11 protein-coding genes are annotated in these 10709 nt (G+C 64.1%); 8 read left to right on the top strand and 3 right to left on the bottom strand.

Annotated features, from left to right (window positions below; translation table 11 throughout):
- Positions 1-486 precede the first annotated feature (486 nt).
- The 4 genes from HWX22_RS22265 to HWX22_RS22250 all read left to right on the top strand — a co-directional run bounded on the left by HWX22_RS22265 (position 487) and on the right by HWX22_RS22250 (position 4287).
- The gene (locus HWX22_RS22265) at positions 487-1704 is read left to right on the top strand and encodes a DUF2863 family protein (RefSeq protein WP_175916405.1); all 1218 of its coding nucleotides are present in this window, start codon (positions 487-489) and stop codon (positions 1702-1704) included.
- A 209-nt stretch (positions 1705-1913) separates the two neighbouring features.
- Complete coding sequence (locus HWX22_RS22260; protein ID WP_059820674.1) at positions 1914-2750, top strand: response regulator transcription factor; 837 nt, start codon at positions 1914-1916, stop codon at positions 2748-2750.
- Positions 2751-2825: 75 nt separating this feature from the next.
- Positions 2826-3500, top strand: a complete 675-nt coding sequence (locus HWX22_RS22255; protein WP_059820673.1) for an energy-coupling factor ABC transporter permease — start codon at positions 2826-2828, stop codon at positions 3498-3500.
- A gap of 136 nt (positions 3501-3636) precedes the next feature.
- On the top strand, positions 3637-4287 hold the full coding sequence (locus HWX22_RS22250) for a hypothetical protein (RefSeq protein WP_175916402.1): 651 nt from the start codon (positions 3637-3639) through the stop codon (positions 4285-4287).
- 82 nt (positions 4288-4369) lie between these two features.
- On the opposite strand, the gene HWX22_RS22245 is transcribed toward HWX22_RS22250, so the two are convergent.
- Positions 4370-5524 (bottom strand): carboxypeptidase family protein, encoded by a 1155-nt coding sequence (locus HWX22_RS22245; RefSeq protein WP_175916401.1) that lies wholly within the window; start codon positions 5522-5524, stop codon positions 4370-4372.
- 88 nt (positions 5525-5612) lie between these two features.
- Positions 5613-6395: a peroxide stress protein YaaA gene (gene yaaA / locus HWX22_RS22240; RefSeq protein WP_175916400.1), complete on the bottom strand. Its 783-nt coding sequence runs from the start codon at positions 6393-6395 to the stop codon at positions 5613-5615.
- 57 nt (positions 6396-6452) lie between these two features.
- On the opposite strand from yaaA, the gene HWX22_RS22235 reads away from it, so the two are divergent.
- Together HWX22_RS22235 and HWX22_RS22230 are read left to right on the top strand one after the other, a co-directional pair.
- Positions 6453-6950, top strand: coding sequence for a putative toxin-antitoxin system toxin component, PIN family (locus HWX22_RS22235; protein WP_175916399.1), 498 nt, complete (start codon positions 6453-6455; stop codon positions 6948-6950).
- 33 nt (positions 6951-6983) lie between these two features.
- Positions 6984-8156 carry a pyridoxal phosphate-dependent aminotransferase gene (locus HWX22_RS22230; RefSeq protein ID WP_059533177.1) on the top strand — a complete coding sequence of 391 codons (1173 nt, stop codon included), beginning with the start codon at positions 6984-6986 and terminating at the stop codon, positions 8154-8156.
- A gap of 49 nt (positions 8157-8205) precedes the next feature.
- Here the strand turns inward: HWX22_RS22230 and HWX22_RS22225 are convergent, their stop codons facing one another.
- The gene (locus HWX22_RS22225; RefSeq protein WP_059533180.1) at positions 8206-8862 is read right to left on the bottom strand and encodes a glutathione S-transferase; all 657 of its coding nucleotides are present in this window, start codon (positions 8860-8862) and stop codon (positions 8206-8208) included.
- Between the two features lie 210 nt (positions 8863-9072).
- Between HWX22_RS22225 and HWX22_RS22220 the strand changes: the two genes are divergently transcribed.
- Positions 9073-9864 (top strand): enoyl-CoA hydratase, encoded by a 792-nt coding sequence (locus tag HWX22_RS22220; RefSeq protein ID WP_175916398.1) that lies wholly within the window; start codon positions 9073-9075, stop codon positions 9862-9864.
- A 149-nt stretch (positions 9865-10013) separates the two neighbouring features.
- Positions 10014-10706 (top strand): glutathione binding-like protein, encoded by a 693-nt coding sequence (locus HWX22_RS22215; RefSeq protein WP_175916397.1) that lies wholly within the window; start codon positions 10014-10016, stop codon positions 10704-10706.
- The last annotated feature ends 3 nt before the right edge of the window (positions 10707-10709 follow it).

The raw sequence follows: 10709 nt of genomic DNA, 5'->3' as shown, positions 1-10709 counted from the left end.
CCTGACTTACTTTAGTGTGAGACTCTTGATACTTTCGCTTTCTGATCCGAAGATCAGCTCGCGGCCATCAAGCGCCCACACTTATCGGCTGTTAATTTTTAAAGAGCATTTCTGCGAGAAACCTGAAGTTTCTCAACAGCGCTGCGTTTTCAGCAGCAGAGAAGCGAGATTATGAACCGTCTTTTCCAGCTCGTCAACAACTTTCTGAACTGCTTCGTTGCGACGACTGGGGTTCAACTTCGTGTGCGCCGGGGTTCCACAACCGCCCTCGTCCGCACCGCTTCCCTTCTTCCTCCGCGCTGCGTTTCCGTTAGCGCGAAAGAGGCGTGATTCTAAGCAGCTCCCGGCGATCGCGCAAGGGTTTGATGGATTTTTCTTCATCCTCGCCGATTCAGCCTTCCGGCCATGCCGGAGCACGAGACCGCTTATGGTGCAAAGAACGGACTAGAATGTGAGGTTCTTCGCCCCTTTCTATACGTATTTAATATGCGCCAGCGAATCGCCAAACGCCTCCCCCCCGACGCCGACAAACTGGTCGGCCTGTCGCTTGCGCTCTTCGCCTCGGGCAGCCGCATCGAGGATCGCTTCTGGGAAGCGAAGCTCGATGCGCTACTCGCCAAGATCGTTCGCAACGGCAACCAGACCACGCTCGACGCGGCACTCGACCATCTGCAGCAGAACCACCCTGATGCCTATGGCGCGCTCGCCGACATGGCCGAGACGCATAGTGAATCGATGGTGATCGAGCACGACGGCCAGCCGTACGATGCGCTGCTGGTCGCCGTTCCCGTTCTTGCCTGGACGCGCTACATGATTCCGTCGGGCCCGCTGAAAGGCGACGTCGCCGACGCACTGCGCGCGCACCTGCAAGCGCACGTGCTCGCCACCGGCACGCTGGTCGGCCTCGCCCCGTTCCTGTACAGCATCGACCAACTGCCGCGCCACCACGTCGAGACCTACCGGCTCGCCCAGCAGCTCGCGCACGCTGCGCTCGGCCAGCACGCCGCCAAGCTCAGCTTCGGCGACTTGCCCGAAACCTCGCCGATCCTGGCAGACCCACGCTTTCTCCTCGCCGTCGTCGCCGCGCCAGCCGGCGCTCCGCTGTTCCGCTGGCAGGAAGAAGAGCACGGCAATCGGATCGAACGCGGCCAGTGTCTCGAGCAATGGACCGCGCAGGGCGGTCCGAACCTGTCGATTGCTCTCCCCGGCTGCGAGTTCGAATGCCTGCTCCCGGACGCATACTATTCGGCCTGCCGTGATGCGGACGAGCGCATCCGTCCGCACACGGTCCGAACGGCGATCCGTTATCTTTTCGACACACTTGGTACGGCACCGCAAGAGCTGCGCGCCGTGGTCGCAGGCTTCGGCGAGCGACGGATCGACGAGTATCGCGTCGGCTTCACGCGACGCGCCAGCAACGACGTGATCTATGGCGTCGTGTGGCCGCTCTACGGCCGCGAAAACGGCGACGTGTCGATCGACAGCGCGACGCTCGAAGGCGAAGCACCGATCGAAGGGCCGCTCGAGGAGATAGTGAGTCTGCTGAAGGAATGCGGCGTAACCGACGTCCGCCGGCACGCGGGCCGCTTCGAGCCGGAATATTGCGACGACTGCGGCGTGCCGCTCTATGCGGATCCGCTCGGCGAAATCGTCCACGCGGAAATGCCAGAAGACGCCTCGCCCGCCCAACCGCACTTTCACTGATCGCACACTGCAGGCCCGCAGCGCCTGCCCGACGAAGCCGCTCCCGGTTCCAGCCGGAGCGGCTTTTTTCTGGTCCGCATTTCCGTCATTCGAAATTTCAGACTTCTCCTAAGCCTTTCAGCCAAGCAGACTTCGTGTAAGGTTTTTGTCATTATCGGATCCAACGCATGCCAACGGCAGCTCAATGACTCACCTTACGGAGGTTGAATATGCGGTTCCTGGTGCTGAACTCAGACGCCGAACGGCGTGACGGACTGAAGGCCCTGCTGCGGCAGATCGACCGTCACGCCAGCATCAACGATGCGCCCGATGGCTTCCAGGCGCGCCGGCTGCTGCGCACCCAGCGCTTCGACCTCGTTGCCATCGACTGGCTGGACGTCGGCCGCCTCTGCGAACTCCAAGCGCTCTGCAGCGCCTGCTCGCCAACGCCCGTCGCGGTACTAATCGACGAATCCACGCCGGAAGCCATCCAGCGCTTCTACAACTATGGCGTCGCGGGTGTGATCCCGCACTCCACACGGCCGCACCTGATCGTGCGGGCGCTCGAAATGGTTCTGCTGGGCGGCCATTACATCCCGCCCATCGCACTCAGCCTGCTGCCCTCCACTGCCGCGGTATGCCACGACGCCCATTTCCAGACGCTCGCCGGATCGCTGCCGCGCCGCCCGCCAAGTGGTCTCCTGTCGCCCAGACAGGCGCAGATCATGCGGTTCGTCCATATGGGCAGCACCAACAAGATGATCGCTCGCACGCTCGGCATCAGCGAAGGCACCGTAAAGATCCACCTCGCCAGCATCTTCCAGCAGCTGGGCGCGGCAAACCGCGCCGCCGCAGTCGCGATCTACAACGGATGGCTGTCGCCGCATCTCGAGGTGTTGCTGGCAAACCGTGATCGTGCAAGCAAGCCCGTCATCGGCGAACGCGGCCCGGTTCCGCTGCGCATGCAACGGAACGACCGTCCATACCCGCTACCCGCCGCGAACACCGATACCCGGGACCTGCCGCTCGCGGCCGAACCGCCAGCGCGGTTTAGGCGCGAGCGCTGATCGGACAGTATCGATATTGCGACGGTCGACATGTGCGGATTCCCACCTTCGATGCTCAACGAGTAATATGAACGCATGGGTTTTCTTTTCACACCGCTTCCGCTCTGGGTTGGCATCGGTGGCTGGATCGCCACCGTGGCGTTGCTCGCGCTCGCGCTCTGGAATCGTCCCTTCGTCCGTCTCCAGGACGCAACGCTCCAGCACGTGTGGCTCGCGCTCGTCACCGCGATCACGGTGCTCTGGGCCTCGAATGCGTGGCTCGAGGACGGCATCGTCATGCACCTGCTCGGCGCGACGCTGCTCGTCACGCTGTTCGACTGGACGCTTGCGCTGATCGCGATGGGTGCCGTCACAGCCGTCGCCGCTATCGTCTTCGATGCGCCGTGGCAAGGCGTCGGCGTGACCTATCTGATCTACGGTGCGCTACCGGTCGCCGTGTCCGCGTTGCTGCAACGCGCCGCGATCGCGTGGCTCCCGCACAATCTCGCGTCGTTCATCACCGGCCAGGGATTCCTGTCACCGGCCATCGCGATCGTCGCAGTCGCAGCGGCCGCAGCCGGAGTCCAGCTCGCTCTCGCGGACGGCGTGCCCGTCGTCATTCCCGCAGGCTATCTGCTGAACACCGCGCTGCTCGCGCTCGGCGAAGCCTGGTTCACCGGCATGGCCACCGCGCTCATCGCCGTCTATCGTCCGGCGTGGGTCACGACGTTCGACGTTCGGCGCTACCGCCTCGGCGGTCCGCGCGCCTGAGCGTGCCGGTCCCGGTGCGATCGGCGCGCGTGACGATCCGCTTCCGCAGCGCGGGAGAGTGCGACATCTACTGCCGCACAACTTTTTTACGCTAAGATTGAACTCCTGATCTTCATCGGGCATCTATACGTGCCCGATGTCTCATTCGCTCCTCACCAATAACCAGATGGACAGCTCACCTGCCTCGCTCCGGATCTTCCGGGCGTTCGGCAAGCTGGCAGCCTGTGTCGCGGGCCTGTCGCTTGCGCTTCCGGCACCGGTATTCGCCGACCTCCTCGACCAGCGCTCCGAACTGATCAACAAATTCGTCAACGAGATGCATGCCGATCCGATCGTCGCCGATTGTGCGGCGCACGGCAGCTTCATCGCCAGCACATCGACGGCCTTCGACCGCGTCGACTTCGCACCGAACGCGTTCGAAAGCGGCAACGCGACGATCACGCCGTGGAACGATTCGTTCGATCAGGGCAAGCAGCGCGTGAAGGTCGACAACATCGTCACCGTGGACGGCCTCGGCGTCCACAGCGACGGCAGCGACCCGACACCGCTGAAATTCCGCTGCGGCTATGTCGGGCAGCAAATGCTGGCGTTCAGCTGGAACGATCCGGTGCCGCCACTGAAGCCGCGTGTCGAACGCCCGTCGTCGACGAAGAAGTTCAAGGGCAAGTCGCACCGCGGCAAGGTCAAGGCCAAGGCATCCGGCCGCACCGGCAAGAAAGCCGTCGCAACGCAGAAATCAAGCGGCCAGAAGAAAGCCGTGAAGAAGAAAACCGCGAAGAAGTCCTGATCCGACGGAGCGGCAACGACAGAAGCAAAAAAGCCGGCGCATCGCACGATGCGCCGGCTTTTTCATATCGACGACGGTACGCTTATGCGAACGTCTCGACGTGCACCAGGATTGCCGCCAGCATCGCCGCGCCGAGCGCGGCGCTCCGCTCGCCGTTCCAGCCGACCCGTTCGTCCGGAAGGTTCGCATTGTCCTTGAACGGCATCTCGAGCGTCAGTGACAAGCAGCCGAATTGATGGCCGATGTACTTCGACGCAAGCTTGAGCGCGTCTTCCTTGTACTTGCTCGCCGCATAACCGTGCTCGGTCTGGAAATCCGGGCTCGCGACCTTGAACGCATCGATGAATGCGGTTTGCTCCTTGCCCTGCTGCTCCGTGAAGCTCGGCAGCATTTCCGAACCCGCGACGAACACGTACGGCAGATCCTCGTCACCATGAATGTCGAAGAACATGTCGCAGCCGATCGAATGGATCGCATCGCGCACGGCCAGCACTTCGGGGCTGCGCTCGGCATCGGGCGCCATCCACTCGCGATTCAGGTTCGCGCCCGCCGCGTTGGTGCGCAGGTTGCCGTGCACGCTGCCGTCCGGATTCATGTTCGGGACGATGTAGAACGTCGCGCGGTCGTACAGCTTGCGCGCCACCGGATCGCCCGCCCAGTCGCCCCACCCCGCCAGCCGCTTGACAAGCCCTTCGACGAACCACTCGGCCATCGTCTCGCCCGGATGCTGGCGTGCGATGATCCACACCTTCTTCTTCGGTGCGCCGTCGACCTCCGGCGTACCGAGCGTCAGCAGCGACATCGGACGGCCTTCAACCGTTCGGCCGAGCTCGACGACGCTCGCCTGCGGCAATTGCTGGACCGCGCCGAGGAACGCGGCATGACGATCTTCCGAGTACGGCTCGAAATACGCGTAGTAGATGCTGTCGAACTCGGGCGTATGGTCGATGGTCATCGTCTTGCCGTCGAACGTCGTCGGCACGCGGAACCAGTCGACCCGGTCATAGCTCGCGACCGCGCTGTAGTTACGCCATCCCGACGGATACGCGCATTCGGCCGCATTCTCGAACGACATCACGCACCGCTCACCGCGTGCGCCCGTCAAACGGAAGTAGAACCATTGGGCGAATTCCGATCGGTTGTCGCCGCGGACGCGCAATCGGATCGCGTTGGGGCTGTCGCACGACACGACGTCGATGGCACCCGCGTCGAAATTGCTGGTGATCGAAAGGGTCATCTATCTCTCCAGTGTCGACCGGAACCGGCGGTTTGCCGCGCGTCCGGCCTCATGCATGCGCCGGCCGTCTCGTGAACGGCCGGCTTGGTCACTCGCCGATTCGCCGGCGATATACGTAAGTCGAATCGTTCGACGCAGCGGCATCGAACGCGTAGTCTTCCGCCGCGAAATCCTTCAGCGCCGCCGGTTCGGCGATGCGGTTCTCGACGATGTAACGCGCCATCAGGCCACGGGCGCGCTTCGCATGGAAGCTGATGATCTTGTAGCGACCGCCCTTCCAGTCTTCGAACACCGGCGTGACGATCGGCGCGGCCAGCAGTTTCGGCTTGACCGACTTGAAGTACTCGGTCGACGCGCAGTTGACCAGCACGCGCGCCGCGCCGCTACGCGTCTCGAGCTGCTCGTTCAGCGCCCGCGTGATCCGGTCGCCCCAGAACGCATACAGATCCTTGCCGCGCGCGTTCGCGAAACGGGTACCCATCTCGAGCCGGTACGGCTGCAGCAGGTCGAGCGGACGCAGCAGCCCATACAGGCCCGACAGCACGCGCACGTGCTGCTGCGCATAGTCGAGATCGGCGGCCGACAGCGATTTGGCATCGAACCCTTCGTACACGTCGCCGTTGAATGCGAGCACCGCCTGCTTCGCGTTGGCCGTCGTGAAGGTCGGCGACCAGTCCGCATAGCGCTGGAAGTTCAGCCGCGCGAGCGGGTCGGAGATGTCCATCAGCGTCGAGATGTCCTGCGGCGACAACTTGCGCAGGCCGTCGATCAGTTCCGACGCATCGTCGACGAATGCAGGCTTCGTGTAAGACGGCACGTGGGCAGGCGTATCGTAGTCGAGGGATTTGGCTGGGGAGAGAACGATTATCATAGAGGCTCGCTGGCACGCCGTGCCTTGCGGTCAGACGAAAACCACTGATTGTAACGAATGACCCGCTCTCTCGCCCCGCATGCCGCACATCGCGTCGTGCTCGACTCGAACGTCTGGATCGACATACTCGTATTCGACGACCCTGCCACCCGCCCGATCCGGGCGGCGCTCGAACGCGGCACGCTGGCCGCCGTAATCGACGGCCGCTGCCTGAACGAACTCGAGCTCGTGCTCGACTACCCGCAGTTTCAGGCGCGCGCGATCGACAAGGCCGAAGCGCTCGCGACGGTCGCCCGCCTGACGAGCCTCGTCGAGCCGTCGCCCGTCGACGCCGACACGCCGCCCCTGCCGAAGTGCAAGGACCGCGACGACCAGAAATTTCTCGAGCTCGCGCGCGCCGCGCAGGCCGACTGGCTCGTGTCGAAGGACCGTGCGCTGCTCAAGCTCGCGAAGCGCACCGCGCGCGACTTCGGCTTCCGGATCGCGCAGCCCGTGCCGTTCACCGAAGCCTGCGCGCTCGATGCCGCATTGGCCACCACTACCACGCCGGCCTGACGGGCCCGGCGCCACCCGCTTGCGACCGTATCGATGAACGCTCCTTCCGACATGCCTACGACTCCCGTTTTCCCCTCGCGCCTGCCGAACGTCGGCACGACGATCTTCACGGTCATGAGCGCGCTCGCCGCCGAGAAAGGCGCCGTGAACCTCGGCCAGGGCTTCCCGGATTTCGACTGCGACCCGCGCATCGTCGACGCGGTCGCGGCCGCGATGCGCAACGGTCACAACCAGTATCCGCCGATGGCCGGCGTCGCGCCGTTGCGCGACGCGATCGCCGACAAGATCGCGCAGGTCTACGGCCGGCGCTACGATCCGGCCACCGAGATCACGGTCACGGCCGGCGCAACGCAGGCCCTGCTGACGGCGATCCTGTGCGCGGTCCATCCGGGTGACGAGGTAATCGTCGTCGAACCGACCTACGACAGCTATCTGCCGTCGATCGAGCTTGCCGGCGGCAAGCCCGTGTTCGTCACGCTGGAAGCGCCCGACTATGCGATCCCGTTCGATCGCCTGGCCGCCGCGATCACGCCGAAAACGCGGATGATCATGATCAACACGCCGCACAACCCGACCGGCACCGTGTGGCGCGAGGCCGACATGCGCAAGCTCGAGGAGATCGTGCGCGGCACCAATGTGCTGATCCTGTCGGATGAAGTGTACGAACACATGGTCTACGACGGTGCGCGGCATGAAAGCGTCGCGCGCTACCCGGAACTGGCCGCGCGCAGCTTCATCGTGTCGAGCTTCGGGAAGACCTACCATGTGACGGGCTGGAAGGTCGGCTATGTCGCGGCGCCTGCCGCGCTGACCGCGGAGTTCCGCAAGGTCCATCAATTCAACGTGTTCACGGTGAACACGCCGATGCAGATCGGGCTTGCCGACTACCTGCGCGATCCGGCACCGTACCTGACACTGCCCGACTTTTACCAGAAGAAGCGCGACTTCTTCCGCGCCGGCCTCGAGCGCACGCGCTTCAAGCTGCTGCCGTGCCCCGGCACGTACTTCCAGTGCGTCGACTATTCGGCGATCAGCGACCTGTCCGAAGCGGAATTCTCGAAGTGGCTCACGTCGGAGATCGGCGTGGCGGCGATTCCCGTGTCGGCGTTCTATCACGAGCCGCACGAATCGGGCGTCGTGCGCTTCTGCTTCGCAAAACAGGAAAGCACGCTCGCATCCGCACTCGAACGGCTCGCACGCCTGTAAGTCCTGCATGGGCGGCCGGGCACGGTGCGACACCGCGCCCGCGCCGCGCTTACGAACGCGCGGCGCTCGTCGCCTCGACATAGGCCTTGCGATCGGCCGCCACGCGCTGCGCGACCGGCCGCTCACCGACCAGCTTCGCGTGCGCCTTCCAGTCGATGCCGGCATCGAGCAGGAAATCGCGGCCGAAGATGGCCTTCGTCGCCATTCCGATCACCGGCAGATGGATCGCCGCGGCAATGTCCGCCAGCGTGAACGTGTCGCCGAGCACGTAGGGCGAAAATTGCGTCATCCGCTTGAATGCATCGATCGCGCGCGGCAGGCGCTTCTCGACGTGCGCCTTCATCCCGTCGCTGACCTTGCCGCCGAAAAACGCTTCCGTATAAACCTCGCGCGCGGTCCATTCGAGATACAGCTCGAGCGTCTCGACGAGTTCGCGCACCTTCGCGGCCGCGAACGGTCCGGCCGGAAAAATGGCCTTGTCGGGATAACGCGCCGCCAGATACTCGATGATCACCTGCGATTCGAACAGCGCGCCCTCTTCCGTCTTCAAGAACGGAATCTTGCCGAGCGGCGAATCGGCGAGCAGTGCCGGATCGCTGATCGGCAGACTGCATGCCGATTCCTCGAACGGGATGTCATGTTCGAGCAGGACGAACTTCACCTTGTTGTAATAGTTGGACAACGGAATACCGCACAGCTGTAGCATCGGAGTCTCCTTCGTTGCTGAAGCGCGCCGCGGCGATGCCGGCGGCATCGGGATACGTCGCGCTGAAAAGCACGTTCGTGCTAGTCTAAAGCAGTTTCGCGTCCGTCATGACAACAATACATCCGCTGCGGCAGCACCCTCGCGGGTATGCGCATGCGCCCGCGCAGCATGCGGTGTCGCAGCCTCGCCATCCGATGGAGACACATTCGCATGAGTGCTGAACTGCTGGCCTCGCGTCCACCCGAGAGCGAATCGACGCTCGTCCTCACGCTGTCCAATCCCGGCGCACGCAACGCGCTGCATCCCGACATGTATGCGGCCGGCGTCGAGGCGCTCGCCACCGCCGAGCGCGACCCCGCCATTCGCGCTGTCGTGCTCACGGGTGCCGATCGTTTCTTTTGCGCGGGCGGCAACCTGAACCGACTGCTCGACAACCGCTCGAAGGATCCGTCCTACCAGGCCGACAGCGTCGATCAGCTCGCCGCGTGGATCACGGCGATCCGCGCAACGAACAAGCCCGTGATCGCGGCAGTCGAAGGCGCGGCGGCCGGCGCGGGCTTTTCGCTCGCGCTCGCATGCGACCTGATCGTTGCCGCGCACGACGCGAAGTTCGTGATGTCGTACGCACGCGTCGGCCTCACGCCCGACGGCGGCGGCTCGTGGTTCCTCGCGCGCGCACTGCCGCGTGCGCTCGCCGCCGAAATCCTGTTCGAGGGCAAGCCCGTCTTGGCCAACCGCCTGCATGCGCTCGGCGTCGTCAATCGGCTCGCCGTGCCAGGTGCTGCGCTGTCCGACGCGCTCGCGTGGGCCGACTCGCTTGCCGGCATCTCGCCGAACGCGCTCACGCGCATCAAGTCGCTGCTCGACGATGCGACCGCACAGCCGCTCGATGCGCATCTGGGCACCGAGCGCGATCACTTCGTCGCATCGTTGCATCATGCGGATGCATTCGAAGGCATTACCGCATTCCTCGAGAAACGCCAACCGCGCTACAAGCGCTGATCCGCCGCCGCCGCTGCGACGACACGCACGCACAGGCGCGCGGCCGCACGTTTCCGTCGCCTGCAGCCCGTATCGATCCATGCTCTAATGACCGCCTGTCGCGGCGCCCCGCCGGCGCCGTTTTCGCGCATGCAATAAAGGAGTTGACGATGATCGACGTCTACAGCTGGGCGACCCCGAACGGCCACAAGATACACATCATGCTCGAGGAAACCGGCCTCGCGTATCGTGCGCATCCGGTCGATATCGGCGCGGGCGACCAGTTCAAGCCCGAATTTCTGAAGATCAGCCCGAACAACAAGATCCCCGCGATCGTCGACGCGGACGGCCCCGGCGGCAAGCCGATCTCGCTGTTCGAATCGGGCGCGATCCTCGTGTACCTGGCGGAAAAGACCGGCAAGTTTCTGTCGACCGAGCCGGCCGAACGCTACGCGACGCTCGAATGGCTGATGTTCCAGATGGGCGGCGTCGGCCCGATGCTCGGGCAGGCGCACCACTTCCGGCTGTACGCGCCGGAGAAGATCGACTATGCGATCAATCGCTATACGAACGAAGCGAAGCGCCTGTACAACGTGATGGAAAAGCGTCTCGGCGAATCCGAATATCTCGCCGGCGACACATACACGATCGCGGACATCGCGACGTTCCCGTGGACGCGCTCATGGCAGAACCAGGGCATCGTGCTCGACGAACTGCCGAACGTGAAGCGCTGGCACGAAACGATTGCCGCGCGTCCGGCCGTGCAGCGCGGCGTCGAAGTCCTCGCATCGCTGCGCAAGCCGCTGCAGGACGACAAGGCACGCGAAATGCTGTTCGGCGCGACGCAATACGCAAAGCACTGACGA

It is taken from the genome of Burkholderia sp. BCC1638 (genome assembly GCF_902833195.1).
GTDB classification, from domain to species: domain Bacteria; phylum Pseudomonadota; class Gammaproteobacteria; order Burkholderiales; family Burkholderiaceae; genus Burkholderia; species Burkholderia diffusa.
This window is presented reverse-complemented; position numbering and strand designations above follow the sequence as displayed.

Bases quoted from the DNA above. Each gene is read 5' to 3' on its own strand.
- yaaA (WP_175916400.1), bottom strand. From the start codon at position 6,395: ATGATAATCGTTCTCTCCCCAGCCAAATCCCTCGACTACGATACGCCT.
- HWX22_RS22260 (WP_059820674.1), top strand. From the start codon at position 1,914: ATGCGGTTCCTGGTGCTGAACTCAGACGCCGAACGGCGTGACGGACTG.
- HWX22_RS22245 (WP_175916401.1), bottom strand. From the start codon at position 5,524: ATGACCCTTTCGATCACCAGCAATTTCGACGCGGGTGCCATCGACGTC.
- HWX22_RS22255 (WP_059820673.1), top strand. From the start codon at position 2,826: ATGGGTTTTCTTTTCACACCGCTTCCGCTCTGGGTTGGCATCGGTGGC.
- HWX22_RS22220 (WP_175916398.1), top strand. From the start codon at position 9,073: ATGAGTGCTGAACTGCTGGCCTCGCGTCCACCCGAGAGCGAATCGACG.
- HWX22_RS22215 (WP_175916397.1), top strand. From the start codon at position 10,014: ATGATCGACGTCTACAGCTGGGCGACCCCGAACGGCCACAAGATACAC.
- HWX22_RS22250 (WP_175916402.1), top strand. From the start codon at position 3,637: ATGTCTCATTCGCTCCTCACCAATAACCAGATGGACAGCTCACCTGCC.
- HWX22_RS22265 (WP_175916405.1), top strand. From the start codon at position 487: ATGCGCCAGCGAATCGCCAAACGCCTCCCCCCCGACGCCGACAAACTG.
- HWX22_RS22230 (WP_059533177.1), top strand. From the start codon at position 6,984: ATGAACGCTCCTTCCGACATGCCTACGACTCCCGTTTTCCCCTCGCGC.
- HWX22_RS22225 (WP_059533180.1), bottom strand. From the start codon at position 8,862: ATGCTACAGCTGTGCGGTATTCCGTTGTCCAACTATTACAACAAGGTG.
- HWX22_RS22235 (WP_175916399.1), top strand. From the start codon at position 6,453: ATGACCCGCTCTCTCGCCCCGCATGCCGCACATCGCGTCGTGCTCGAC.